This is a genomic window from Streptomyces sp. NPDC052040 (assembly GCF_044548405.1).
Taxonomy (GTDB): Bacteria; Actinomycetota; Actinomycetes; order Streptomycetales; family Streptomycetaceae; genus Streptomyces.
The window spans coordinates 293,928-319,148 of sequence record NZ_JBIUBV010000004.1; the positions used below are offsets into that span (position 1 = coordinate 293,928).

Annotated in this window: 24 protein-coding genes, 1 tRNA gene and 1 pseudogene; 10 read left to right on the plus strand and 16 right to left on the minus strand. The window is 71.8% G+C overall.

What is annotated here, in order from left to right:
• Positions 1-184: 184 nt before the first annotated feature.
• Positions 185-1,159, plus strand: a complete 975-nt coding sequence (locus tag ACIHAA_RS12070) for a PAC2 family protein (RefSeq protein ID WP_399815885.1) — start codon at positions 185-187, stop codon at positions 1,157-1,159.
• A 273-nt stretch (positions 1,160-1,432) separates the two neighbouring features.
• Here the strand turns inward: ACIHAA_RS12070 and mshC are convergent, their stop codons facing one another.
• The 4 genes from mshC to ACIHAA_RS12090 all read right to left on the minus strand — a co-directional run bounded on the left by mshC (position 1,433) and on the right by ACIHAA_RS12090 (position 4,994).
• On the minus strand, positions 1,433-2,662 hold the full coding sequence (mshC, locus tag ACIHAA_RS12075) for a cysteine--1-D-myo-inosityl 2-amino-2-deoxy-alpha-D-glucopyranoside ligase (RefSeq protein WP_399815888.1): 1,230 nt from the start codon (positions 2,660-2,662) through the stop codon (positions 1,433-1,435).
• A gap of 163 nt (positions 2,663-2,825) precedes the next feature.
• The gene (locus ACIHAA_RS12080; RefSeq protein WP_399815890.1) at positions 2,826-3,644 is read right to left on the minus strand and encodes an SCO1664 family protein; all 819 of its coding nucleotides are present in this window, start codon (positions 3,642-3,644) and stop codon (positions 2,826-2,828) included.
• Entirely contained in the window at positions 3,608-4,198 is a 591-nt protein-coding gene (locus tag ACIHAA_RS12085; protein ID WP_399815892.1) for a DUF3090 domain-containing protein, read from the minus strand. The genes ACIHAA_RS12080 and ACIHAA_RS12085 overlap by 37 nt, the downstream gene beginning before the upstream one ends.
• A 109-nt stretch (positions 4,199-4,307) precedes the next feature.
• A complete protein-coding gene (locus ACIHAA_RS12090) occupies positions 4,308-4,994 on the minus strand; it encodes a histidine phosphatase family protein (RefSeq protein ID WP_399815894.1) in 687 nt (228 codons plus the stop codon).
• Between the two features lie 116 nt (positions 4,995-5,110).
• Between ACIHAA_RS12090 and corA the strand changes: the two genes are divergently transcribed.
• Positions 5,111-6,109: a magnesium/cobalt transporter CorA gene (gene corA, locus ACIHAA_RS12095; protein ID WP_399815896.1), complete on the plus strand. Its 999-nt coding sequence runs from the start codon at positions 5,111-5,113 to the stop codon at positions 6,107-6,109.
• Positions 6,110-6,131: 22 nt separating this feature from the next.
• On the opposite strand, the pseudogene ACIHAA_RS12100 reads toward corA, so the two are convergent.
• Together ACIHAA_RS12100 and ACIHAA_RS12105 are read right to left on the minus strand one after the other, a co-directional pair.
• Positions 6,132-6,617: pseudogene (locus tag ACIHAA_RS12100) on the minus strand (ferritin-like domain-containing protein); the annotation flags it as partial.
• A 206-nt stretch (positions 6,618-6,823) separates the two neighbouring features.
• Positions 6,824-7,879, minus strand: a complete 1,056-nt coding sequence (locus ACIHAA_RS12105) for an LLM class F420-dependent oxidoreductase (protein WP_399815897.1) — start codon at positions 7,877-7,879, stop codon at positions 6,824-6,826.
• 245 nt (positions 7,880-8,124) lie between these two features.
• Here ACIHAA_RS12105 and ACIHAA_RS12110 point away from each other — a divergent pair, with 245 nt between their 5' ends.
• Positions 8,125-9,108, plus strand: coding sequence for an aldo/keto reductase (locus ACIHAA_RS12110; protein WP_399815899.1), 984 nt, complete (start codon positions 8,125-8,127; stop codon positions 9,106-9,108).
• Complete coding sequence (locus ACIHAA_RS12115) at positions 9,105-11,480, plus strand: helix-hairpin-helix domain-containing protein (protein ID WP_399815902.1); 2,376 nt, start codon at positions 9,105-9,107, stop codon at positions 11,478-11,480. Before ACIHAA_RS12110 ends, ACIHAA_RS12115 begins: the two co-directional genes overlap by 4 nt.
• Before the next feature lie 87 nt (positions 11,481-11,567).
• Here the strand turns inward: ACIHAA_RS12115 and ACIHAA_RS12120 are convergent, their stop codons facing one another.
• Positions 11,568-12,269, minus strand: coding sequence for a hypothetical protein (locus tag ACIHAA_RS12120; protein WP_399815904.1), 702 nt, complete (start codon positions 12,267-12,269; stop codon positions 11,568-11,570).
• Positions 12,270-12,316: 47 nt separating this feature from the next.
• On the opposite strand from ACIHAA_RS12120, the gene ACIHAA_RS12125 reads away from it, so the two are divergent.
• Positions 12,317-12,505: a DUF5703 family protein gene (locus tag ACIHAA_RS12125; RefSeq protein ID WP_399815905.1), complete on the plus strand. Its 189-nt coding sequence runs from the start codon at positions 12,317-12,319 to the stop codon at positions 12,503-12,505.
• 177 nt (positions 12,506-12,682) lie between these two features.
• Here the strand turns inward: ACIHAA_RS12125 and ACIHAA_RS12130 are convergent, their stop codons facing one another.
• The 3 genes from ACIHAA_RS12130 to ACIHAA_RS12140 form a co-directional block, all read right to left on the minus strand.
• Complete coding sequence (locus ACIHAA_RS12130; RefSeq protein WP_399815906.1) at positions 12,683-13,534, minus strand: chaplin; 852 nt, start codon at positions 13,532-13,534, stop codon at positions 12,683-12,685.
• A 227-nt stretch (positions 13,535-13,761) separates the two neighbouring features.
• The gene (chpH, locus tag ACIHAA_RS12135; protein ID WP_399815908.1) at positions 13,762-13,995 is read right to left on the minus strand and encodes a chaplin ChpH; all 234 of its coding nucleotides are present in this window, start codon (positions 13,993-13,995) and stop codon (positions 13,762-13,764) included.
• Positions 13,996-14,162: 167 nt separating this feature from the next.
• Positions 14,163-15,488: a M20/M25/M40 family metallo-hydrolase gene (locus ACIHAA_RS12140; RefSeq protein ID WP_399815910.1), complete on the minus strand. Its 1,326-nt coding sequence runs from the start codon at positions 15,486-15,488 to the stop codon at positions 14,163-14,165.
• A gap of 186 nt (positions 15,489-15,674) precedes the next feature.
• Here ACIHAA_RS12140 and ACIHAA_RS12145 point away from each other — a divergent pair.
• Together ACIHAA_RS12145 and ACIHAA_RS12150 are read left to right on the plus strand one after the other, a co-directional pair.
• Positions 15,675-15,762: transfer RNA gene (locus ACIHAA_RS12145), tRNA-Leu, on the plus strand.
• A 536-nt stretch (positions 15,763-16,298) separates the two neighbouring features.
• Positions 16,299-16,682, plus strand: a complete 384-nt coding sequence (locus tag ACIHAA_RS12150; RefSeq protein ID WP_399815912.1) for a recombinase family protein — start codon at positions 16,299-16,301, stop codon at positions 16,680-16,682.
• An 80-nt stretch (positions 16,683-16,762) separates the two neighbouring features.
• Here ACIHAA_RS12150 and ACIHAA_RS12155 read toward each other — a convergent pair whose 3' ends face one another.
• From ACIHAA_RS12155 to ACIHAA_RS12175, 5 genes are all read right to left on the minus strand, one after another.
• A complete protein-coding gene (locus ACIHAA_RS12155) occupies positions 16,763-17,317 on the minus strand; it encodes a GNAT family N-acetyltransferase (protein ID WP_399815914.1) in 555 nt (184 codons plus the stop codon).
• A complete protein-coding gene (locus ACIHAA_RS12160) occupies positions 17,314-17,706 on the minus strand; it encodes a lasso peptide biosynthesis B2 protein (protein WP_399816141.1) in 393 nt (130 codons plus the stop codon). The genes ACIHAA_RS12155 and ACIHAA_RS12160 overlap by 4 nt, the downstream gene beginning before the upstream one ends.
• Positions 17,707-17,948: 242 nt before the next feature.
• The gene (locus ACIHAA_RS12165) at positions 17,949-19,733 is read right to left on the minus strand and encodes an albusnodin/ikarugamycin family macrolactam cyclase (RefSeq protein WP_399816143.1); all 1,785 of its coding nucleotides are present in this window, start codon (positions 19,731-19,733) and stop codon (positions 17,949-17,951) included.
• Entirely contained in the window at positions 19,715-19,852 is a 138-nt protein-coding gene (locus ACIHAA_RS12170; protein WP_399815916.1) for an albusnodin family lasso peptide, read from the minus strand. Before ACIHAA_RS12170 ends, ACIHAA_RS12165 begins: the two co-directional genes overlap by 19 nt.
• Positions 19,853-19,976: 124 nt before the next feature.
• Positions 19,977-20,126, minus strand: coding sequence for a hypothetical protein (locus ACIHAA_RS12175; protein WP_399815917.1), 150 nt, complete (start codon positions 20,124-20,126; stop codon positions 19,977-19,979).
• 236 nt (positions 20,127-20,362) lie between these two features.
• Here ACIHAA_RS12175 and ACIHAA_RS12180 point away from each other — a divergent pair, with 236 nt between their 5' ends.
• From ACIHAA_RS12180 to polX, 3 genes are all read left to right on the plus strand, one after another.
• Positions 20,363-21,619, plus strand: coding sequence for a helix-turn-helix domain-containing protein (locus ACIHAA_RS12180; protein WP_399815919.1), 1,257 nt, complete (start codon positions 20,363-20,365; stop codon positions 21,617-21,619).
• A gap of 14 nt (positions 21,620-21,633) precedes the next feature.
• A complete protein-coding gene (locus tag ACIHAA_RS12185; RefSeq protein ID WP_399815921.1) occupies positions 21,634-21,993 on the plus strand; it encodes a hypothetical protein in 360 nt (119 codons plus the stop codon).
• A gap of 330 nt (positions 21,994-22,323) precedes the next feature.
• A complete protein-coding gene (gene polX / locus ACIHAA_RS12190) occupies positions 22,324-24,051 on the plus strand; it encodes a DNA polymerase/3'-5' exonuclease PolX (protein WP_399815923.1) in 1,728 nt (575 codons plus the stop codon).
• A gap of 11 nt (positions 24,052-24,062) precedes the next feature.
• Here polX and ACIHAA_RS12195 read toward each other — a convergent pair whose 3' ends face one another.
• Positions 24,063-25,202 (minus strand): CapA family protein, encoded by a 1,140-nt coding sequence (locus tag ACIHAA_RS12195; protein WP_399815924.1) that lies wholly within the window; start codon positions 25,200-25,202, stop codon positions 24,063-24,065.
• Positions 25,203-25,221: the final 19 nt, after the last annotated feature.

Below are 25,221 nucleotides of genomic sequence, written 5' to 3' on the forward strand. Positions count from 1 at the left end.
GCGGGACGGTGACGGACCGGGCCCGATCACGTGTGCGCTGGGCACTCGGTGGCGATCATGGGTGTTCAAGGGCCCCCTGCGGGGCAGTGATCCGTTCACACCCCGTGCAAGGGGGCTGCGAGCGCCCCCGCCGCACGCCGTAAAGTTGGGACGTACACGAGGGCACGTCGGAAGGAGGCGCTGGGTGATCGAGCTCGAGGGGGTTCCCGAGCTGATCGACCCGGTCATGGTGGCCGCGTTCGAGGGCTGGAACGATGCCGGCGACGCCGCTTCCACCGCGGTCGCGCATCTGGACAAGGAGTGGAAGGGCGAGGTCTTCGCGGCGCTGGACGCCGAGGACTACTACGACTTCCAGGTGAACCGCCCCACCGTGTTCCTGGAGGCCGGGGTCCGCAAGATCACCTGGCCCACCACCCGTCTCTCGGTGGTCCGCGTCGGCGGTGAGAAGCCCCGGGACCTGGTGCTGGTCCGCGGTATCGAGCCGTCGATGCGCTGGCGCTCGTTCTGCAACGAGCTGCTGGGCTTCGCCCATGAGCTGGGCGTGGAGCTGGTCGTCATCCTGGGCGCCCTGCTCGGCGACACTCCGCACACCCGTCCGGTTCCGATCAGCGGGACCACGTCCGACGCGGATCTGGCCCGCCGGATGGACCTGGAGGAGACCAAGTACGAGGGTCCCACCGGCATCGTGGGCGTGCTCCAGGAGGCCTGCACGCACGCGGGTGTCCCGGCCGTCTCGCTCTGGGCCGCGGTCCCCCACTACGTCTCCCAGCCGCCCAACCCGAAGGCCACGCTGGCCCTGCTCAACCGGCTGGAGGACCTGCTCGACCTGCGGATCCCGCTGGGCGAGCTGCCGGAGGACGCGCGGGCCTGGCAGCTCGGCGTGGACCAGCTGGCGGCGGAGGACAGCGAGGTCGCCGAGTACGTCCAGACCCTGGAGGAGGCGCGGGACACCGCCGAGCTGCCGGAGGCCTCCGGGGAGGCGATCGCCCGGGAGTTCGAGCGGTATCTGCGCCGACGGGACGTCAGTCCGCCGGGCGGGCACGCCACCGCGGACGGCGGCGAGGGCGGCACCTTCCGGCGGGACACCCCCGGCGGCCGCACCCGTCCGCCGAAGCCGCCGCGCACGGGCGGCGACGAGGAGGACTCCCCGGAGGACTGAGAGGTCCTCCCTGGAGGACTGACGGGCCGTCGGCGGGCCCGGACGCCTCCCCCTCACAGCACAGTGGCTCACAGCACAGCGGCGGGGGGGGGGGGCGGGCGGGGGGGGCGCGGGGGGGGGCGGGGGGGGGGGGGCGGGGGGGCGGGGGGGGCGGGCCGCCCCCCGCCCCCCCCCCGCCCCCCCGCGCGCCCCCCCCCCCCCGGGCCGCGCCCCCGCCCGCCCGCCCCCCCCCCCCCCGCCGCTGTGCTGTGTCAGGGCCGTGTCGCCGTGGGGTCAGAGAGCCACGCCGAGCAGGGCGTCCACGGCACGGGAGACCACACCGGGCGCGCCGGTGTCGGTGCCGCCGCTCTCCTCCTGGAGGGCGGCCCAGCGGTCCACCGCGACGAGCGCGGCCGGGGCGTCCAGGTCGTCGGCGAGAGCCTCACGGATCTCCTCGACGAGCGCCTCGGCGGGCGGTCCGTCGGGCCGGGAGACGGCGGCGCGCCAGCGGCCGAGCCGTGCCTCGGCGTCCCGGAGGACCTGGTCGGTCCACTCCCAGTCGGAGCGGTAGTGGTGGGCGTGCAGGGCGAGCCGGATGGCGGCCGGGTCGACGCCGTCGTACCGCAGCCGGGAGACGAAGACCAGGTTTCCCTTGGACTTCGACATCTTCTCGCCGTCCAGCGCCACCATGCCCGCGTGGACGTACGCCTTGGCCATCGGGAACTCGCCGGTGAGCACCTGGGCGTGCGAGGCGCCCATCTCGTGGTGCGGGAAGGCGAGGTCGGAGCCGCCGCCCTGCACATCGAAGCCCATGCCGAGGTGGTCCAGGGCGATGGCCACGCACTCGATGTGCCAGCCGGGCCGGCCGGGGCCCAGCGAGCCGCCGTCCCAGCGGGGCTCGCCGTCGCGGGCGGCCATCCACAGCATCGGGTCGAGCGGGTTCTTCTTGCCGGGGCGGTCCGGGTCGCCGCCGCGCTCCGCGGACAGCAGGCGCATGGCGGCGGCGTCCAGGCGCGACACCGAGCCGAAGCGGGGGTCGGACTCGACGGAGAAGTAGATGTCCCCCTCCAGGTCGTAGGCCGCCCCCAGTTCGCGCAGCCGTTCGACGAGCGGCACGATGCCGGGTATCGCCTCGACCGCGCCGATGTAGTGCTGCGGGGGCAGCATCCGCAGCGCGGTCATGTCCTCGCGGAACAGGGAGGTCTCCTGCTCGGCGAGGGCCGCCCAGTCGACGCCGTCGCGCGCGGCGCGCTCCAGGAGGGGGTCGTCGACGTCCGTGACGTTCTGGACGTAGTGCACCTGCCGCTTGGTGTCCAGCCAGACGCGCTGGACCAGGTCGAACGCGTTGTAGGTCGCCGCGTGACCCATGTGGGTCGCGTCGTACGGGGTGATGCCGCAGACGTAGATACGGGCGACGGGGCCGGGGTCGAGGGTGACCGGACCGCCGGTCGCGGTGTCGTGGATCCTCAGGTCGCGGCCCTGACCGGGCAGGGCGGGGACCTCGGAAGCGGGCCAGGCATGCATGTCATGAGCCTAACCGGCCGGAAGTTCGGTATACGAACCGGATCCGACCGGATGGCCGGGAGCGCACTCTTGCGCGGAGCCCCGCCGTGGCGTGAGGCGGGACCGGGAACGCGGTCCCGCGCGGAGCCCCGGAGCCCCCGGGCGGCCCGCCCGCCCGGGCGTCTCACACGGGCGGCCAGGGAATCGCGGGCCACTCCCCGGTGGGCTCCGGATGACGTCCGGAAATCAGCAGTGCCTCAACCCGTGCGCGGGTGGCCGCCACCTCGGCCGGGGTGATCAGCCGGGCCAGCCGCTCTGCGAGCGCGGCGCCCTCCTCCAGGCCCTCCTTGAGCCCCTTGAGTGCCTCGACCGCCTCCCCCGTCAGCGGCTCTCCGGCCCAGCCCCACAGCAGGGTGCGCAGCTTGTTCTCGGTGTTGAAGGTCACGCCGTGGTCGATGCCGTAGAGCCGGCCGTCCGCCGCGGGCAGCAGATGGCCGCCCTTGCGGTCGGCGTTGTTGATCACCGCGTCGAGGACGGCCAGTCGTCTGAGCCGGTCGTCGTCGGCGTGCACCAGCAGCGCCGTGCGCCCCTCACCGACGTCGGCGAGTCCGATCGCCTTCCAGCCGGGCTCCGGCTCCTCGGCGTCCACCAGCGCCAGCAGCTCCCCGCCGGGCACCGGCTCGACCCACAGCTGGCACATGCCCTCGCCGTAGGGGCCCTCGCGCAGCACGGTGGGCGGCACCAGGCCCCAGCCGGTCGCCTCGGAGACCTCGTAGGCGGCGACCTCGCGCTGGGCCAGGGTGCCGTCGGGGAAGTCCCACAGGGGGCGTTCCCCGGCCACCGGCTTGTAGATGCACGCGGCCTCCCGGCCGTCCTGGGAGACCGTGCAGTACAGCGCCGCGTTGGAGGCCTCGCGGATGCGTCCGCGCACGGTCAGCCCGCCCTCGGCGAGCAGGTCGGCGGTGGTCACGCTCCGCGGCGGTATCCGTTCTGGCGCGGACATACATGTCCTTCCGGGTCGAGCGGGAGGCTGCACAGCGGGCACGGCGGCCGCCCGGCGTTGACGACGTCGAGGGCCCGCTTGGCGAAGGCCCTGGCCTGCGTGCCGGTGAGCCGGACCCGGAGCATCGGCGGACCGTTCTCCTCGTCCTGGAGCAGCCGCTCCTCGGCCTCGGCGAGGTCCTCGTCGGACTCGGCGTCCAGCTCGACGAGCGCCTGGGCCTCGACGATCATGCGCTGTTCCTCGCCGTCCCAGGCCAGGGCCATGGTGCCGACGCGGAACTCCTCCTCGATCGGTGTGTCCAGCGGGCCCGTGTCGGAGATCTCCGTGGGGGCCACGGCGGGGACGGCGGCACTGCCGCCGCTGCGCCGCACGACCTCGTCGAGCAACTCGTCCATGCGCTCGGCGAGCGCCGCGACCTGGGTCTTCTCCAGGGCCACACTGGTCACCCGGGGTCCGGCCGTGGCCTGGAGGAAGAAGGTGCGGCGCCCGGGCAGCCCGACCGTACCGGCCACGAAACGGTCCGGGGGGTCGTAGAGGAACACCTGACGGGACACGTCCTGTCTCCATTGGATCGGGACCGGGACCGGCTGTTGGGGTCGGCCCGTTCCGGTTGCTGACAACTACTGCGCTGGTGCGACCGCTTCACCCTACTGCGGCCGACGATCACGGTGCGCCCGCACCACCCCCGACCGTGGCGTCCGGCCCGGCGGGTTCGGCGCGCGGTGCCAGGGAGGCGAAATCCCCGGTGTCGCCGAGGCGAACGAGAAACGGCCTCAGCCGGGTGTAACGGATCGCGGTGATGGAACAAGGTTCCACGGAGATCCGCTGGAAGAGGTCGAGATGAAGTCCGAGAGCGTCCGCGACAAGCGATTTGATGACGTCACCGTGCGAACACATGAGGTACACGGCGTCGGCGCCGTGGTCGCGCTCCACGCGCGCGTTCCACTCCCGTACCGCCTCCGCGGCCCGGGTCGCCATCGCCCGCATCGATTCGCCGCCGGGGAAGGCGGCGGCCGACGGGTGGGCCTGCACCACCTCCATCAGGGGCTCGTCCTTCAGCTCGGCGAGCTTGCGCCCGGACCAGTCGCCGTAGTCGCACTCGCCGATGCGCTCGTCGGTGTGCGCCCGCAGCCCCGGCCGGGCGGCGAGCAGGGGCTCCAGGGTCTCCTGGCAGCGTTGCAGGGGGCTGGTGACGACCTCGGCGAGGGGCAGCTCGGTGAGCCGTCCCGGCAAGGCCGCGGCCTGTGCGGCGCCGCGCTCGTCGAGGGCCACGCCGGGCGTCCAGCCGGCGAGGAGTCCCGCGGTGTTGGCGGTGGAGCGTCCGTGCCGGACGAGGATCAACGTGGGCATGCCGTCCAGCGTACGGGGGTGGCCCGCACCCCGGGCCGCCCTGCTGCGGGAGGCGCGCGAACGGGTGGAGGGACCCCCGGGTGCACCGGGAACGAGCCGAAGGGAGAATGCGCTCCGTGATCGTCGACTGCGCCATCTACCGCGACGGGCGCCGCACCGAGGGGCCCGAAGACCTGTCCGACGCGCTCCAGCAGGCGCGCTCCGTCGGGGACGCCTTTTTGTGGATCGGCCTCTACGAGCCGACGGAGAGCGAGTTCGACCTGGTCACCGAGGAGTTCGGACTGCATCCGCTGGCCGTGGAGGACGCCCTGAAGGCGCACCAGCGGCCCAAGCTGGAGGTCTACGACGACTCGCTGTTCATGGTGTTCAAACCGGTCTCCTACGAGCAGCACAACGACACGGTCCACACCGGGGAGCTGATGGTCTTCCTCGGCGACTCCTTCGTGGTCACCGTGCGCCATGGCGAGGACATGCCGCTCAGTGCCCTGCGCAAGCATCTGGAGGAGCAGCCGGAGATGCTGCGGCACGGGCCCACGGGGGTGCTGTACTCCATCGCGGACTGTGTCGTCGACCGCTATCTGGAGGTGGCGACCGAACTGGCGACCGATCTGGAGGAGCTGGAGGCGGAGGTCTTCTCCCCGGCGGACGGGGGCTCCCGGCACACGGCGTCGCGGATATACACCTTCAAGCGCCAGGTCATGGAGTTCCGCCGGGCGACGGTCCCGCTGGCGCCCCCGGTGACCCGGCTGGCGGGGCAGGGGCCGTCGGGGGCGGTGGTGCCGTTCGTGCAGGAGCGGTCGCGTCCCTTCTTCCGGGACGTCAGCGACCATCTGACCCGGGTGAACGAGTCCGTGGAGGCTCTGGACCGGCTGGTGTCGGACGTGCTGTCCGCGCATCTGGCGCAGATGAGCGTGCGGCAGAACGACGACATGCGGAAGATCTCGGCCTGGGCGGCGATGGCGGCGGTCCCGACGATGATCGCGGGCATCTACGGCATGAACTTCGAGCACATGCCCGAGCTGCACTGGGTGGCGGCCTATCCGGCGGTGATCCTGGTGATGGTGGTGCTGGAGGTGCTGCTGTACCGGCTGTTCAAGCGTCGGGGCTGGCTGTAGCGGGCCGTTCCCGGCCCCCGGCTCAGACGTATTCGGGGGCCGCGGCGGCCGGGCCGCCCAGCGCGTCGCGGCGCTCCGGCATCCGCAGCAACACCATGCGGCGCCAGCCACCGGCCCGCTCGCAGGCGTACATCGTGTGGATGCCCGCCGCGAGCAGCGCCGATCTGGCCCTCGGCCGGCCCAGGATCCGCGCCATGCGGGCCATCACGGCGAGACCGACATCGCGGTGGACCCGGATCTCGGCCAGGGCGCAGGCGCGGAGCGTCCGCCGGATGGCGTGGCCGTGCCCGGCGCCCGCGGGACGCAGCAGCTCCTCGTGGCAGCAGGCCAGGTGGTTGTCCTCGTCGTCGGAGATCATCCGGACGGCGCGGCCCACCTCGGGATGGTCGCCGCAGTGCCGGCGCAGCAGGTTCATCTGTTCGCAGGCGCGCTGCTCGGTGACCCTGCTGTGGGCGAGATAGGTGACGACGTCCCGCACGGTGAGCGGCTCCTCGCCGCGCAGTTTCTCAGGGTCCGCAAAGAACGAGTCGAGTGGCAGGCGGGTACGGCGGCAACACGGGCGGCGGCGCACTGCGCCGAACGACGGACGTGCGGCCGGGGGCGGGGCATGCGTAACCGACGGCCCGCTGACGCGTTGTTCCCCGTGACGGCCGTGGCGGGGAGGACCCCCGAGCCCCCACCACGGCCGCAGACTTCTCGCCTCCGCCTGTTCGCCTAGGCGAGTCCGGCCCGCTCCAGGGCCTCGGATCCCGCCCGGAGCGAGGCGATCCGCTCGTCCAGCGTGAAGCCCGCGGGCGAGAGGGTGAGCGTGGTGACACCGGCCGCGGCGTACGCCTTCATCCGGTCGGCGATGCGGTCGACGGAGCCGAGCAGGGTGGTCCGGTCGATCAGCTCGTGCGGTACGGCGGCCGCGGCGCCCTGCTTGTCGCCGGACAGGTACTTGTCCTGGACCTCGGCGGCCGCCTCCTCGTAGCCCATGCGCCGGGCGAGCTGGTTGTAGAAGTTCTGCTTGCGGCTGCCCATGCCGCCGACGTAGAGGGCGGTGTAGGGGCGGAAGGTGTCCGCGAGCGAGGTCACGTCCTTGTCGTCGCCGACAGCGATCGGCAGGGTGGGGCAGACGTCGAAGCCGTCCAGGGTCTTGCCGGCCTTCTTCCGCCCGGCGCGCAGATGCCGGATGGCGGTGTCCTCGATGTGGTCGGCCGAGGGGAAGATCAGCAGGGCGCCGTCGGCGATCTCGCCGGTCTGCTCCAGGTTCTTGGGGCCGATCGCGGCGATGTAGAGCGGGATGTGCTCGCGCTGCGGGTGCACGGTGAGCTTGATGGGCTTGCCGGGGCCGCCCGGCAGCGGCAGCGTCCAGTGCTCGCCCTCGTACAACAGCCGCTCCCGCGTCATCGCCCTGCGCACGATCTCCACGTACTCGCGGGTGCGGGCGAGCGGCTTGTCGAACTTGACGCCGTACCAGCCCTCGGAGACCTGCGGTCCGGACACACCGAGCCCAAGGCGGAAGCGGCCGCCCGACAGCGAGTCGAGGGTGGCGGCCGTCATCGCGGTCATCGCGGGCTGCCGGGCCGGGATCTGGAAGATCGCGGAGCCGACGTCGATGCGCTCGGTCTGGGCGGCGACCCAGGTGAGCACGGTCGCCGCGTCGGAGCCGTAGGCCTCGGCGGCCCAGCACACCGCGTAGCCGAGCCGGTCGGCCTCCTGGGCCACGGCGAGGTTGTCCGCGTCCATTCCGGCGCCCCAGTAGCCGAGGTTGATCCCGAGCTGCATGGCCGATTCCCCTTACCGATCAGTAACGTCCCTTGTGCGCAGACCTTAGCGCGGGGCGGCCGGATAGGGGAGGGTTGTCCGGCCGGGCGGGCACCGGGCGGAAACCAGCGCGGCGCACCACGGGCGGCGCGCGGCCGCGGGCGCGGCGCCGGTCGCGCCGCCGCCGGAAGCCGCCGCGCGCGGCGGGAAGACCGTTGTCCACAGGCCGCCCACGCGGCTGGTTCCGGACAGTAGTGTCGGCGTCCATGGAGCAGAGGCATCTCGGGCGTACGGGCCTTCGTGTGTCCCGCATCGGACTCGGCACGCTGACCTGGGGGCGTGACACGGACGAGCGCGACGCCGCGGAGCAGTTGAAGGTGTTCTGGGAGGCGGGCGGGACCCTCGTCGACACGGCGGACGTGTACGGGGACGGGGAGGCCGAATATGTACTCGGCAAGCTGATGGACTCCTTGATACCGCGCCGGGACCTGGTCATCTCCACCAAGGCGGGCAGTGTGGCCGACCCCGACCGCCGTTCCGACGGCTCCCGGGGGCATCTGCTGGATGCGCTGGACGCCTCGCTCGCCCGCCTCGGCACGGACCATGTCGACGTGTGGCATCTGCATGCCTTCGACCCGCACACACCCTTGGAGGAGACCCTCGGCGTACTCGACCTGGCGGTCGCCAGCGGCCGGGCGAGATACGCGGGAGTGTCCAACTACTGCGGCTGGCAGCTCGCGAAGGCTGCCACCTGGCAGCTCGCGGCGCCAGGTGTGCGGACCCGGATCGCCAGCAGTCAGATGGAGTACTCGCTGCTCCAGCGGGGCGTGGAGCGCGAGGTGCTGCCCGCGGCGCTGGACCTGGGGATCGGGCTGCTGCCGTCCTCTCCGCTGGGCCGGGGGGTGCTCACCGGCAAGTACCGGAACGCGACTCCGGCCGACTCCCGCGGGTCCTCGGAGCACATGGCGCCGTTTGTCGCGCCCTATCTCGACGACACGGCGAACAGCATTGTGGACGCGGTGCAGACGGCGGCCGACGGCCTCGCCACGACACCGCTCCAGGTGGCGCTGGCCTGGGTCCGCGACCGGCCCGGGGTGGTCGCGCCGATCGTCGGGGCGCGCAACGCGCGGCAGCTCACGGCGGCACTGTCAGTGGAGACGCTTAGTCTTCCTGACGAGATCTGCCGGGCGCTGGACGATGTGTCGGCCCCGGTGCACCGCTATCCCGATCACGACTGGAGCACGCTGTGAGCACGGACCCGGAAGCCACGGAGACGGACTCCCACCCGGGGGAACGGACCGGGGGGCCGGACCCGGAGCCCCTGGACGGCACCCGGGAGAATCCGCAGAGGGCCGCCTCCGGCTCGGGTGAGGAGGGGGCCGCGGGGGCCGCCGAGAGTGGGGGTGGCTCGGAGTCGGGGTCCGGGGGTGGCTCGGCCGACGCGGGCGCCGATGCCGACGGCACGGGTGCTTCGGCCGACGCCGATGCCGAGGGTGCTTCGGCCGACGCCGGTGCTGATGGTTCCGCTCAGGTGTCCGAGGCCGCGGCCGAGTTGGCGGCTCAGCAGCTGGAGCGGGACCGCATCGAGCGGCGGAAGGCGGAGAAGAAGGGGCCCATCGAGGCCGGAGGGAAGCTCAGCGGGACGGCCGCCGACCTGCTCGCGGCCGTACGGGCCGTGGAAAGCGGTGCCAAGCCGGTGGCGAGCGCCTTCAGCGAGCCCCCGCCCTCCCCGCGCCGGACCGCCCCCGAGCCCGTGCAGCGCACCCGGCCCTCGGCACCCCCGGTGGCGGCGGCCCCCGCCGCGGAGACCCTGGCAGCCGTGCGGTCCGTGCTGGCCGAGGGCGGCGCTCCGGAGTCCCTGGTACCCCAGGCCGCCGAGGCCTTCGGCGACGGCACGGAGAGCCGGCTGCGCGAGGACCCCTGGCTGCTGCTGCGGCTTCCCGGAGTGCGGCCCGAGCAGGCGGACGGGTTCGCCCGGGCCCTGCTCGGCGCCGAGTGCCGCCCCGACGACGAACGCCGGGGACGCGCGGTGGCGGTCTGGCTGCTGGAGCAGGCGGCCCTGGCCGGGCATACGGCGCTGGAGGTCTCCACTCTCCAGACGGCGCTCGCACAGCGCGCGGTGCCCGATCCGGAGGCGGCCGTGCAGAGCGCGATCACCGAGGGCGAGGTCCTGGTCTTCCAGGACGCCCTGGAGACAGGGCCCGGGGAGGATGCGGACAGCGGCGGCGAGGGCCGGGAGACGGGCGAGGACGACGCGGACGGGGAGGAGCACCCGGTTCGCGCCCTGATCGGCCTGGAGCGGTATGCGCTCGCGGAGGAGAGCCTCGCCGACGGACTGGCCCGGCTGGTCAACTCCCCGCCGAAGGAGGACGGTCCGGCCGACGACTGGGAGCGGGCGGCCCGCTCGGCGCGGGGTTCGGCGACGGAGCTGATCCGTGCCGCAGGGAGCCACGGCCTGGTGCTCCACACCGGCGGAGAGGCGTCCCGTGCCGAGCCCGTCGCCCTGCTGCGCGAGGCGCGTCGGCTCGGGGTACGCGCCTGGGCCGCGGCTCACACTCCGGCGGGACGGGAGCAGTTGGCCGCGCTGCTCGCACAGCCCGGCCCACAGGACGCTCCCGGAGAGCGGGCGGAGGCGCCGCTCGCCACGGTGGCGGGACTGCTGTCGGGTGCCGAGGGCCCCGGACGGGACGCGGACGGCGCGCTGGACCTCGATCTGCTCATCGTCCTGGACGCGCCCCAGCTGGACGTCGAGACGGCGGCGCTGCTCGTCGAGTCGCTGCCCGACGGAGCGCGGTTGGTGCTGAGCGGTGACCCAGGGGTGCTGTGGTCGGCCGGTCCCGGACGGGTGTTCGGCGATCTGCTGGCGGCACGGGTGTGTCCGTCGGTCGCCTCGCGGACCCCGGACCCGGGGCCGCTCGGTGAACTGGTCTCCTCGATCGGCGTCGGCGAGCTCCCCCAGGTCGACGCGCCGGGCAAGGAAGTGGTGATCGTGCCGGTCCGGGACGCCGCGGAGGCGGTGCACCGGACGGTGCAGCTGGTGGCGGACTCGGTGCCGCGCGCGATCGGCGTACCGCCCGAGGAGACGCAGGTGATCACGCCGGGGCACGGGGGCACGGCGGGGACGCGTGCGCTCAACGCGGCACTCAAGGAGCGGCTGAACCCCGGCCCCGGCCGCTTCGGCGGCTTCGACCCCGGGGACAAGGTCGTCCACTCCCCCGCCCCGGGCCGCGCGTTGCCGGGCCGGGTGCTGAGGGCGGACGCGGAGGGGCTGCATCTCCAGTGCGCGGGCGAGACCGTGGTGGTGCCCAGAGAGCGGGTGGAGCAGTCCGTACGGCACGGCTGGGCGATGACCGCGCACCAGGCGGCGGGGCAGCGCTGGCCCGCGGTGGTCGTGGTGCTGCCAGGCGACGCGGCCCAGGCGCTCAGCCGCCCCTGGGTGTACACGGCCTTCGGGCGGGCGGTCCGCCATCTGTCCGTGGTGCACGGCGTGGAGCAGGCACTGCCGCGGGCCGTGGCCGAGATCCCGGCGAAGCCCCGGACCACCCGCCTGCCCGAACTCCTCCGGCCCCAGGTGCCGACGGCTGAGGGCACGACGCCTGAGGGCACGGCGCCTGAAGGCTGATGCCTGACGCGCACCTGACGAACGCCTTGACCGCGGCGCCGGGCACATGTGCCGGATGGTCGGACATGTGCCCGGCGGACCGGGTCTCTAGCGTTCGGCGTCCAGTGGTTCCAGGTCCTCGTCGTCCAACGCGCCGTGCAGGTCCGGATCCAGTACGAGATCGTCCTCGATCTCGTCGTCGTCCGTCTCGTCGTCGAAGACCGCGCTGACGTCGAAACGGCAGATGATCCGTTGCGGGTCGGCCTGCTCGAAGGGCGTCTCCAGCCACTCCCCGGGCTCGGCGGGTTCCTCTGCGGCGGTCACCCACAGGGTGGAGTCGCCCTCTTCGAGGCCGAACTCCTTGTGCCGGGAGGCGATCTCGTCGGGTTCGAACTCCCCGAAGAGCACACCGAGCGCGCCATGGACGGTGTCGGCCGACGACTCCATCGGCCCGGCCTCGTCCACGTCCTCCACCCGCCGCGCCTGCGCCAGCAGCCGCTGCGGCTCCGCCACCGAGTAGTCCCGGCGGATCAGCACGCTCAGCGCCGTCGGTTCCTCGGGGCCCGTGTACGGCGGAAGGGCCTCCTCCGCACCGGGGATCTCAAAGGGGGTGACCTCGTCGTAGCGGTCGTAGAGGAGTTCGTCGTACTCCTCCGCCGCGGCGGCCAGCTCGTTGAACGCCTCGTAGACGGCCGGGTCGTCCTCGCCCGTCCTGCGCTCGACCGCGGCCAGGTGGCGGTCGAGCGCGGTCTTGACCGCCTCGGCGGCGGCGCGTACCTCGGCAGCGGTGGGCTGCGCAGCATCAGACATAGTGCAGACGCTATCCGTACCGGGCCCCAGCCCGCACAATAGATGCGATGCCGGAATACGAATTTGTCGACGTGTTCGTCCCTCGTGGGGTGTCCCGCAAGGACGCCGCACGTCTGCTGACGGACCACGCCGAGTATGGACACTGGGAGCTGGACCGCCTGAGCCTGCTGCGTGACGGCAGCCGCAAGGTGCGGCTGCGTCGGCGGATCATCCGCCAGGTGCGTGCCACATGGTGAGGTGAAGGCGGCTGAAACGGATCGGGCCCCGCGGAGTTCGCGGGGCCCGATCCGTTGGGGGGCCTCCCATGGGCCGACCCCCGGTCACTCCTTGGGCACACGCGGCAACGGTCCGCGTTTCCCCTGATTCGCCTGGTTCGCCGATCGGTGCCCGGCCCGGGCGGGTCCGATGGTGCCTCAGGCCTGGGCGCGGGCCCGGCGGTAGAGCAGCGCGCCGCCGAGCAGCGCTCCGGCGCTCGCCGGGGCCAGCGCGCCGAGCGGCAGGTCGCTACCGGTGTGGGCGAGCTGCGCGCCGGTCGCGGGCCGGGTCAGGGACGAGGACCCCGCGGGCTGGGAGACATGGTGAGTGCCGCCGCCCCCCGGCTGCTGGGGCGTACCGGGGTGGACGGGGGTCCCGGGGTGAGTGGGGTTACCCGGGGTGCCGGGCTGAGTGGGGTTCCCGGGGTTGCTCGGGTTCCCGGGGTTGGTGGGGTTGCCCGGATTCGTGGGCTGACCCGGGTGGCCGGGGTGACACGGGTGACCCGGGTGACCCGGGTGACCCGGGTGACCCGGGTGACCCGGGTGGCCCGGAGTTCCGCCTCCCCCGGGCGGGGTGGTCGCCTGGCTGCCGCCGGGGTTGCCACAGTGGTTGCCGAGCGCCCCGTTGCCGCCGCCGATCACGTTCACGCTGTTGCCGCAGACGTTGACGGGCACGTCCACCGGCACCTGCACGGTGTTGCCGGAGCCGACGCCCGGTGAACCGCCGGTCCGGCCCACCGCGTGGGAGCCGCCGCCGGTGTGCGCGCCGCCGGTGTTGCCGCACGCGTTGCCCATCGCCGGGTTGAGCAGCCCGATCACATTCACGGTGTTGCCGCAGACGTTCACCGGGACGTGCACCGGGACCTGCACGGTGTTGCCGGACAGCACGCCGGGCGAGCCCGTGGCCGATCCGTTCGCCGCCGAGTCGGCGTGCGCGTAGCCACCGGTGACGGCGAGGACGCCGGTCGCCGCCGCCACGGTCATCAGGCCCTTGCGGGTGACCTGTCGCATTGCTGGATTCCCTGCCTTCGACGTTGTCCTGAAACTTCTGGAGCGCGCCCGCCCTCAGGGGCCGGGACGCGGAGGAACCGGTCGGCCCCGGAGCACGTGGCACGCGCTCCGGGGCCGACGGACTCAGCCCTTCGCGGGGCGGGGCCCCTCATCGGGCGCGGCCCCTCATGGCACGAGGTTCCTCATGGAGTGAGGCCCTCAGAGGTCCTCAAGGGATGAGCACAACGTCAGCTGTTGACGCAGGTGTTGCCGAAGGCGGGGTTCAGCAGCCCGATCACCGAGATCGTGTTGCCACAGACGTTCACCGGGACGTGCACGGGAACCTGGACGACATTGCCGGACACAACACCCGGGGAGTGCACGGCGGCACCCTGGGCACCCGAGTCGGCCGCAGCCAGACCAGCACCCGCAAGAACCAGACCACCGGTGGCAGCAGCGACAGCGACAACCTTCTTGAGCATTATTCCTCCTCGTAGGCAAAGCGGTCCAAGCCTCGGACCGCACCCCGTGTAACGAGGAGGGAGTAATGGAGCTACGAGCTTATGGTCGCATTCACCCGTCCCGGTCGGCCCCCGTACGCGCTGGCGATTAATGCATTGTCGTTTCAGCGAGGAGACCGGGCCGCTGCTCAGGAGGCGTCGATGAACCGGTCCAGCACCCGCACACCGAACTTCAGCGCATCCACCGGCACCCGCTCGTCGACACCGTGGAACATGCCCGCGAAGTCCAGCTCCGGCGGCAGCTTCAGGGGCACGAACCCGAAGCCGCGGATGCCGATTTCGTCGAAGGACTTGGCATCCGTCCCGCCCGAGAGCATGTAGGGGATGGCCTTCGCGCCCGGGTCCTCGGCCTGGAGCGCGGACTGCATCGCCTCCACCAGCGCTCCGTCGAAGCCCGTCTCGACGGCCTTGTCCGCGTGCACGTCCTCCCGCCGCACCCGGGGTCCGAGGATCCGGTCGAGGTCGGCGAGGAACTCGTCCTCGAAGCCGGGCAGAAAGCGCCCGTCGACATGGGCCGTGGCCTCGCCCGGGATGACGTTCACCTTGTAACCGGCGTTCAGCTGCGTGGGGTTGGCCGTGTTGGTCAGGGTCGCGCCGATGAGCTTGGCGAGGCCCCCGAGACGGGCGAGGGTCGACTCCATGTCCTCCGGGTCCAGCTTCGTGCCCAGCGCGTCGCCGAGTTCGTCGAGGAAGGCCCGGGTCGTCCTGGTGACCCGCACCGGGAATGTGTGGCGCCCCAGCCGGGCGACCGCCTCGGACAGCTCGGTGATCGCGTTGTCCCGGTGGATCATGGAACCGTGGCCCGCCGTACCGGCCACGGCCAGCTTCATCCAGTGCATGCCCTTCTCGGCGGTCTGGATCAGATAGAGGCGCCGCTGCTCGTTCACGGTGAAGGAGAAACCGCCCACCTCGCTGATCGCCTCGGTGACGCCCTCGAAGAGACCGCGGTGGTGGTCCACGAGATACCGGGCGCCATAGGTGCCGCCCGCCTCCTCGTCCGCCAGGAACGCGAGGACGATGTCACGCGGCGGCCTGCGCCCGCTGCGCAGCCGGTCGCGGACGACCGCCAGGGTCATCGCGTCCATGTCCTTCATGTCGACCGCGCCCCGGCCCCACACGCATCCGTCGGCGATCTCGCCGGAGAACGGGTGGTGCGTCCAGTCCGGCGCATGGGCCGGTACGACATCGGTGTGCCCGTGGATCAGCAGCGCGGGCCGCGACGGGTCCTCGCCCTCGATCCGGGCCACCGTGGAGGTCCTGCCCGGGTGCGACTCGAAGATCTGCGGTTCGAGCCCCACCTCGGCCAGCTTCTCGGCGACGTATTCGGCGGCCCTGCGCTCTCCGGGGCCGGAGTGGTCGCCGTAGTTGCTGGTGTCGATCTGGATCAGCTCGCGGCAGAGGTCCACAACCTCGTCCTCGCCGGTGACGCCCCTGGCCGTGTCCGTCTCGGTCACGCTGTTTCCTCCCGCTGTCACTGCTGGTGGTCCCCCCATCCTCCCTCCGACCCCGGCTGCACCCCAAGGCACCGCACGGCCCGTCACGCACCGTTCACGCCGGGACGGGGTGTGATCGAACGCCCCCGAAAGCCTGGTAATGTTTCCTTCGTCGCCGCGGGGCAGGCCCCGCACGACAGACACCTTGTCCGGGTGGCGGAATGGCAGACGCGCTAGCTTGAGGTGCTAGTGCCCTTTATCGGGCGTGGGGGTTCAAGTCCCCCCTCGGACACCAGCTGAGACCCCTGTTCACCAGGGGTCTTCTGCTTTTCCGGGGTGTTGTGTGACCAACCACGTGACCAACAGTCGAGCGAACTTCCTGGTCAGACTGGGGATGACAGGCCGATTCGGGCAGCACTGGAAGCGGCCGGCTTCTTCGCCCCTTCGGCGCGACGCCTGCCCAAGCGCGCCATGGTGCAGCCCGGCGACTGACGCACCCGGGTGCGCCGCCCAGGAGGGAGCGCGGTGGCCATCAGCTTCGGTCCTGGGTGCCCGTGGGGCGGCGTCCCCCAGCATGAGTACCGACGCATGGCGCAAGATCCCACCTCCGCGTGTACTTCGCCGCGCTGGGGTGGGCGGACAGGGACAGACACGCGAGCTTCCGGCCGGGCGAACCGGGGCTTGAGGAACATCGGAACGGCAACCGGCGCCAAGCCCCCGTCGGCCCTGGTGGCCGACTGGCGGTGTGTCGGTCGTGGGGCGCGTCTACTGGGACGTCGACGCCGTCTGCGCGGAGCTGAGACCCCGGCCGACCGCAAATCCCGGCAAGCCGTGGCCAAGGGCGCACCCGTCCCCCAGGTGCCCGACGCCGCACCGGGCGCAGCGATCCGGTTCGGCTACGACCGTTGCTCCACCGTGGGGCAGGAACTCCGGTCCCAGTTGGACGCCCTTGCCGAGGCCCAGTGCACACGCGTGTTCTCCGAGAAGATCCGTACCCGTGTGAAGGTGCCGCCGGAACTGGAGAAGGCTGTCACCCTGGCGCGGGAGATCAGGCAGGCTGCTCCTGGCCATCCGGTCATCCTGACCGGGGTCGAGATGAAGCGTCTTGCCCGTAACGTGGCAGAGCTGATGTCCCTGTCCGCCACCCTCCAGGCGGATGGCATCCGCCGAGGCCCTGGGGATCTCCCGGGCCACCTTGTACCGGCATATCGGTGAAAGTGTCTGAGACGGGCGCACATCGGTGGCAAAAGCCGTTCGGGGCCCTGTCCTAGGTGGGGCGGGGTCCCGGTGATAGCTCAACTTCCGGCCGCCGGAGCGGGAGGAGCCTCTTCGGCAAGGGCATCCATCAGGAGTTCGTCACAGGGGCGGCCCCGCCAGTAGCCGGACTGACGGAGACGGCCAGCGGGTTTGAACCCGGCCTTCTCGTACGCGGTGACCCCGGTCGTATTGGGCTCCAGTACCTTCAACCAGACCATCCGCAGTGCGGCGTACTCGAACGCCCACCGCAGGGTCAGGGCCGTGGCCTCCGTCGCCAGTCCCTTCCCCCGTGCTTCGGGTGCGAGCAGGATGACGTACTCGGCGGTCCGTACCGCCGGGTCGATCTGGAGAGACGTGAGGCCGACCGGGGTCCGGTCGTCGGTCGTGATGACCTCGAACTGGGGGAAGTCACGGTTCCGTCCGGTCGCCTCCCAACCGCCGGCACGGACCTCCCAGGACTGTGGGACCTGCGTGCCAAAGCCCAGGATGGTGCCGGGGTCGTTCTCCCAGCGGTGGTAGTCGGACAGGTGGTCACGGTTCGGCATGGCCAGGCTGACGCGTTTGCCCGGGATCAGGATGTGCGGCTCGGTCATGGGCACCCCTTCGACGTTGGCCCCGCCCTGTTGACGGGCGTGTACTCCCCAGTCTGGTCCGGTTCCTCGACGGGCTGACCGTGAACGTCGCAGATCCAGGCGTGCATCCGGATCGGGTCGGTGGCGACCCCATGGCGCCAAGCTCCGCCGCGTCCGCCCGCCGCGAGCAGGAGTGCGGCAGATGTTGACTCCTCCAGGCACGCGACACGGGCGGGGAAGAGGCGGGCGGCCCAGCGGACTGAACGGACCGCCAGGCGGGCGTGTGCCCGGCTCGGTGGGGGCAGGGTGCGGCCCCCCTCCGCCAAGCGGACCAGGCGGCCGAAGCGCGTACGCCTGCGTCCCAGGTGGCGCGTCGTGAGGGTGACCCCAAGGGCCACGGTCGCCGCCATGCGCCACGACCACGGCGTCACATCCGCAGCGTTCAGGTGAGCGGGTGCCTCACTCGTGCCCCACGAGGACTCGGAGGGCCGGACTGTGACGGCGGCTGGTGCGTTGCCCTCTTCCAGGGAGTCGAGCCAGCGCGACAGGGATTCCCCGGTAAGGACCACAGTCGATCCTGTGTGGTAGTTGACGACCACGCCCACCGCTCCGGCCAACGCGGTCCGGGTGTGGCGACTCGGGACGGGGATGTTCACGGCTTGCCCTCCCAGCGGACTTGTTCGGTGGCAATGTCGCTGGCCCGTAGCCACAGTTCTGCGCCGAAGAGCGGTTCGAGCAGACCCCAGGGGACCTCCACGCCCAGTACGGCACGTCGCAGAAGTGAGCGCAGGACCGCAGGGCGCACCAGACCGAGGTCTGCCAGGCGACCGTCCGCCAGTTCCAGGACGATCGCCTGGTTGGCCCGCAGTCCGTGGTGATGGTCCACCGCAAACAACCCCTTGGACCCACGCCCTACGACCGCATCCGGAAGAAGGCCGGTAACCGCATCGCTGAGCAACGGCTTGTACCGTCGGGCGGACCACCGCTCCGAGGCGGGGACCGACAACACGGTTTCGAGAACACGGGCGTCCGTAAAGGGGTTGTGCATCTCGATGCCGTACGTAGCGGCTAGCTGGTTCTCCGACGCGGCCGTACGGCCGACGTAGCGCGCCTCACCGAGTAGGTGACGGTCGGCGTAGCCGAGGCCGTCAACGCCCGTCTCCGGCGAGATGACGGACGCGGCGACCACGGTCGCCTGATGGGTGAGCCAGGGCTTCGCCAGCTCCCCGCCTGCCAGCCGGTCGGGTGCGTTCCAGGCTGCCGCCACGACAGGCCAGGGGCTTGAACGGTAGAGGCGTCCCCACGCCTGGGCGTCACGCGCCAGGCGAAGAAGGCGGCCCGATCGGGCGAGGTCGGCCAGGTGGACGGGGGGCGGCATGAACAGGGTGTCGCCACCGTCCCCGGTCAGGTGTACGGAGACGCCCTCCTCCGCGAGTAGGGCGAACTGGTGGCAAAGCTGTGCGATCGTCACGGCGGACGGTGCCGGTTCGTCGGTCAGGGGCAGGGCCTCCAGGTCGGTGAACGGCAGGTGCTCACGCCCCAGTGCCATGAACCGGTGCCGGATGGAGGGGAACGCACTGGCCACGTTGCGCGCGTGGCTCACGTCCCCGCCGTACTCCCGGCCCTTGGGATGGAAGGTCACGCCCAGGACGGGCCCGCACTGTGCCGCGTAGGCCGCGAGGGTGCTGGAGTCCAGGCCGCCGGACAGGTCGGAGGACGCAGCACGCCCGCTCACCCGGATCAGCACTCCGTCCGACAGGTCGAGCCGCAACCTGTCTACCGCCTCCGGCCAGGTGGAGGAAACGGGCCGCCAGTACGGGGTAGAGAAGGTCAACCCGTCGCGTGGAGCCGTCCAGCGGTGCCCGGGTGGTACCTGCTTCACCCCTGTCCAGGCCGAGCGCCCAGCCGCCCAAGCTGTGGGGTGTGCCAAGTGAGCCGCAAGCCAAGCCGTGTCCGGACGACTGCCCAGCAGGGAGGCCAGCGCCAAGGAACTCGACGCCCAGACCAGCGCGCCACCGACCTCCGCCACGTACAGCGGGCAGGAGCCTGCCGCGTCGGCCCAGAGGCTGACTGATCCGGCCCCGTCGTCGAGAAGCAGGGCGTACGAGCCAGACCACGCCGAGGCCGCCGCATCGAACTCTCGCAAGTCCGGCGAGCGCACCAACCTTACGAGCTGCGTGTCCGTCGCTCCACACGGCCCGAACACGGCCAGTCGTCGCCCGTCTCCGTCCCTCGCCTGGCGCACCGGAGTGCCTACGGTCCAGGTCTCCGGCCCGAGCCACAGGACATCAGCGGTCGCCGGTCTCGGGGCCGGTGCGTAGGGGGCGATCGCCCCGCCGAACCAACGGATGCCGTCACCTCCTCTTGGAGTGGAAGAACGTGCGGCGGCACCCCGCGCAGGGATGCCGCCGCCGGGCGTCAGCCCCCGTAGGGCGATCGCTTGTTCTCGACGCTGGAGCTACTGCCGCCCTTCGTCAGAAGTGCCGCGTCCTCCAGGGATACGACCTCCTCCGTCGGCTCCGGTTCGAGCTGGGAACGGTCCTCCATGGTTCTCATCTCCGTTCGTTAACTGCCGAGCGTGGCGGGGTGGCTTCCCCACCACGGTGGTGCGACCTCCCGGAGGCGACGCGGCCCCGGGAGGGGATTGGATCGGATCGTCAGGTGATCCATGCGCAGTGCGTCAGCCGGTCACTTCCTGGTCCGGCGCCGACCAGTCGGCCAGGCGCGACGGATGGCCCTCCGGTGCCACGTGTTGGCTGGCAAGGGCGCCAAGCAGGAACAGCGTCAGGAGGTTGCCCAACGCCCAGGTTCCGGCCAGCACGGCTCCCATCGGGTCGTGCCGCTCCCTGCGATGACGGCCGCCGGCCGCTCCTGCACCGTGACGTGCACTGTCCGTGTGGCCCTTCGCTGCCATGTCTGCGGCCTCTCTCCGTCCGCTCCTGCGCTGTTCTGCGACAACTCCAAGAAAAGCGCCAGAAGGCCGTTCATCCCACGGCATCGATGCGGCAGTCTTGATGCACTTCCGTGCACGGGGCAGGGCCGCGCGGGTCAGGGAGAGGGACGGCCATGGGCATGGCGGAACGGCGTAGGTCCCTGGGCTACAGTCAGGAACAACTGGCCGAGTTACTCGGGGTGGACCGCACGACCATCGGGCGCTGGGAGAGCGGCAGAAGCACCCCTCAGCCGCCCCAACGACCGGGCCTGGCCGAAGCCCTCGAACTCAGCCGGGAGGAGCTGGACGCCCTTTTGACGGGGCCGCAGAGATCCAGCCCGGAAGAGGTGAGGCGAGCGCCCAGTAACGGCCCGAGCGCGGGAGAACCTGACGAGATGATCCGCCGCGAATTCCTCCGCATCCTCACCGTCAGCGGGGCGCTGACCGCCCTGCCGATCGATGACGCCGAAGCTCTCAAAGACGGCGTGCGCCGGGGCGCACCCGAGGACTTCGCCCGGATGAACACCCACCTGTGGCAGGTCTACCAACTGGCCCGCTCAAAAGGAGCCGTCTACCTCCTGGTCCGTGACCAGCTCACCACCCTCAACGACACTCTCGCCGGTGACACCCGAGGCAACTCCCGCCCGCTGCTGAACGCCGCAGCCGACCTCCTCCAACTCGCCGGGGAAGTGGCCTTCGACGCCAACAGGTACTCCGACGCGGCAGCCTCGTATGCCCTTGCCGCATCGGTCAGCAAGGACGCCGGGGCCTACGACCTGTGGGCGTGCGCCCTGGTGCGTCATGCCTACGTGGACATGTCGGAGCGCCGCTACAGTCAGGCGGCACAGATCCTCGAAGCCGCGCGCACCTTGGCCGAGCGGGGAGACAGCGCATTGTCAACCCGCCACTGGGTCGCCTCCGTACAGGCCGAGGCATACGCCGGACTCCGTGACCTGGCCTCCTGCGAAAGGGCCATGGACCGAGCCGAGGAAGTCACCGCTCTACCGGTCGGAAGCGTCAACGGAGGGTGGCTGCGCTTCGACGGGTCCAGGCTCGCCGAGGAACGGGGAGCCCGCTACGTACAGCTTGGCCATCTCGACCTGGCGGATGAAGCGTTGAAGGCCGCTCTCACGCAGGGGGCACTTTCCTCCGGCCAGTCCTTCCGCCGCAGGGGCACGGTGCTGGCCGACCTGGCCGTCATCGGCGCCAAGCGCCGCGACGCCGAGCAAGTCATCGAGTACGGCCGGGAAGCCTTGCGGCTGGCCCGCGCCTCCTCCTCCGGTTACGTCGCCCGTAGACTCCAAGCCCTGTGCGGCGAGGTCGGCCCCCTGCGTCGAGACCAGCGGGTGGCGGACCTCGGGGCGGAGATCACCGCACTGGGCACGTCATGACGAGAGGGGTTGCCATGCCGCAGGTCGAAGGTGCACGACTGTTCAGGGAAGCGTGGATCTCCGGGGTGCGACAGCACTTCCCGGGGGAGCCCAAGCCAGGCTATGTGACCCCGTGGGAGGACACGCCGCAGTGGGAGCGCGAGGCCGCCGGGTCTGTCTTCGACCAGGTGCGCCAGTTCATCGAGATCAGCGACGGGCACGCGTCGCGGCTGACCCGCGAGCAGAAGAGCCGGTTCGTGGCGACGTGCTGGGCGGCGCAGATGTTCAAGCACTTCGAGGACCCGAAGCCGGGTTACGTCGCTGACTGGCCCGACCTCCCGACCTGGCAGCAGGAGACGGACGCCGACATCTTCGAGGCGATCGAGAAAGCGTGATCAGGCGGGGCGCGGCGGGATGGTCACGTGACCAACGGATGACCAACAGAGCCCCGAAGCCGCAGGAGACAGCAGGAAAGAACCGGAGAAGCGCCCGTCGAAATCCCGCCTCGGAGCGGGTGTTTCCCCAGCTCAAACCGCATGTGGGCTGGTGCCCGAGAGGAGAGTTCAAGTCCCCCCTCGGACACCAGCTGAGACCCCTGTGCACCAGGGGTCTTCTGCTTTTCCGGGCCGTGGCGTCACCCGCCGCACGTCCAGTCGTGGATGCGGAAGCCGTCGGGGCAGGTACGGGCTGGCCCGTTGTGGTGGGGCGTTTCTAGACTTTGGGGTGTGGCCCGGGCCAATGGCGAGGTCGAGGCGTTGCTTCGGGAGTACGCGGACCTCATCGCGATCACGGCGGGCGACGCGTTCAAGGCGCGCGCCTATGAGAAGGCCGCGCGTGCCATCGGCGGGTATCCCGGGGATGTGTCCCGGATGGACGCCGACGAGCTGCGCGGGATACCGAATGTAGGCCGGTCGATCGCCGAGAAGGTGCTCGAGTTTCTGCGTACCGGGACCGTCTCCGCGGTCGAGGAGCGCCGGGCGCGGATCCCCGCCGGGGTGCGGGAGCTGATCACCATTCCCACCCTCGGTCCGAAGAAGGCCCTGCGGCTCTACGAGGATCTGCACATCGCCTCGGTGGAGCAGCTGGCGGCGGCGATCGAGGCGGACGCCCTGTGTGATCTGAAGGGCTTCGGGGCGAAGACGCAGAAGAACATCGCGCACGGCATCGACCTGCTGCGGCAGGCGGGCGGCCGTATTCCGCTGCATCTGGCGGTCGAGACCGCCGAGGAGATCGTCGCCGGGCTGTCCGCCGTGACCGGCTGCGCGCGCTGTGCCTACGCCGGGTCGCTGCGCCGGATGCGGGAGACCGTGGGGGACATCGATGTGCTGGTGGCGGCGCGGCGGTCCGCCCCCTTCATGGACGCCCTGTGCGCGCTGCCGTCCACCGCCGAGGTGATCGCCCGGGGCGAGAAGAAGACATCGGTCCGCACCCGCCAGGGTGTCCAGGTCGATCTGCGGGTGCTGCCGCCGGATTCCTGGGGGGCCGGGCAGCAGTACTTCACCGGGTCGAAGGGGCACAACATCCGCACCCGGACCATCGCCGTCCGTCAGGGTCTGAAGCTGTCCGAGTACGGTCTCTTCGACGCGGGCAGCGGCCGGTCGCTGGCCTCCCGTACCGAGGAGGAGGTCTACGGGCGGCTCGGGCTGCCGTGGATTCCCCCGACGCTCCGCGAGGACCGCGGGGAGATCGAGGCTGCGCTGCGCGGGGCGCTGCCCGAGGTGGTCACCGAGCGGAGCATCCGCGGTGATCTGCACACCCACACCGATCTCACCGACGGCCTGGCGTCGCTGGAGGCGATGGTGGAGGCCGCCGCGGCGCGCGGGTACGCCTACTACGCGGTCACCGACCATGCGCCGCGTCTGTATATGCAGCGGATGACGGACGAGAAGATGCTCGCCCAGCGGGAGCGGCTGCGGGAGCTGGACGGCGTCCACCGCGGGATGCGGCTGCTGCACGGCACGGAGCTGAACATCGGTCCGGAGGGGGAGCTGGACTGGCCGGACACGTTCCTGGCGGGCTTCGACTTCTGTGTGGCCTCCCTGCACTCCCATTTCGATCTGGACCGCCGGGCGATGACCAGGCGGCTGGTGCGGGCGTGCGAGAACCCGTATGTGCGGGTGATCGGCCATCCGACCACCCGTCTGATCGGCAGGCGCCCGGGCGCGGACGCGGACTGGGACGAGGTGTTCGCGGCCTGCGCCCGCACCGGCACCGCGCTGGAGGTCAACGCCCAGCCCGACCGGCTCGATCTGTGCGACGAGGACATCCTGCGTGCCCGGGAGCACGGCGCGAAGTTCGCCGTGAACAGCGACGCCCACTCGGTGCCGCATCTCGCGCAGTTGCGCTACGGCGTCGGCACGGCCCAGCGCGGCTGGCTGACCCCGGAGGATGTCGTGAACACCTGGCCGCTGCGCAGGCTGCGGCAGTTCCTCGGCCGGGGCAGACCGCGCTGACCCGGCCGCGTTCACCGGGTCGGCGGGGTGAGCGGGGGCGGGGTGCGGAAGGCCAGGGTGTGGTCGGGGTCCAGACGGACCCGGGTGCCGAGGGCGCGGCTGCACCGGTCGAGGGCGTCCCGCAGCCAGGCGGCGTCCTCGGACGTGGCGTGCTCCAGCCGCAGGGCGCGCGACCGCAGGGGCACCATCCGGACACCGGCCAGTTCGCCGGTGGCCCGGTCCACCGTGACCAGGTACAGCAGCCGCAGTTCGTCCCGGTAGCGCTCGTGGCCGCCGATGCCCTCGTAGTCGTCGACGAGGTCGCCGCAGCCGTAGAGGACCAGCCGGTCCCGGTACGCCTCCAGGGGGCGCGGGTGGTGGGAGGAGTGGCCGTGCACGATGTCCACGCCCGCGTCGACCAGGGCGTGTGCGAAGCGGATCTGGGCGCGGGAGATGTCGTAGCCCCAGTTGGTGCCCCAGTGGACGGAGGCGACGGTCAGGTCCCCCGGGCGTCGGTGGTGCCGTAGCCGCTCGGTGAAGGCGGTGGCGGAGGCCGCCGTGGGACCGGACAGGAGGTCTACGCCGGACCGGCGGCCGGTGGCGGCCCAGTGCTCGGGGATCCCGCTGGAGGGCATGCCGAAGGAGAAGACCAGCACCCGGCCGCCGCCCAGCGGCACCGCCGCGGGTTCCCGGGCCGCGGCCGCGTCGGGGCCCGCGCCCGCCGACCGCAGTCCGGCCGCGGCGAGCGCGTGGAGGGTCTCGGTGAGGCCGCGGCGGCCGAAGTCCAGCACATGGTTGTTGGCCAGGGCGCAGACGTCCGGGCGGACGGCCGCGAGGCAGGGGAGGTTGGCCGGGGTCATGCGGTAGTGGACGCCCTTGCCGGGCGCGAAGTCGTCCTGGCGGGTGACGGAGGTTTCCAGGTTGATCACCCGGACCTCGGGCGCGGCGGCATCGAGGACGGGCAGGGCCTCGCCCCAGGGCCTCTCGAAGCCGGACGGCCGGGGCACCGGGCCGTTGGCCGCCTCGGCCAGGGCGACGTAGTCCCGGGCGTCGCGGACGTATGCCTCGCGCAGCGCCGGGTCACCGGGATGCGGAAGGATCTGGTCGACGCCCCGGCCGAGCATGACATCACCGCCGAGGAACAGCGTGGCGGTGGCCTGGCCCTCGTCCACCCTCCCACGCTAAGGCCGC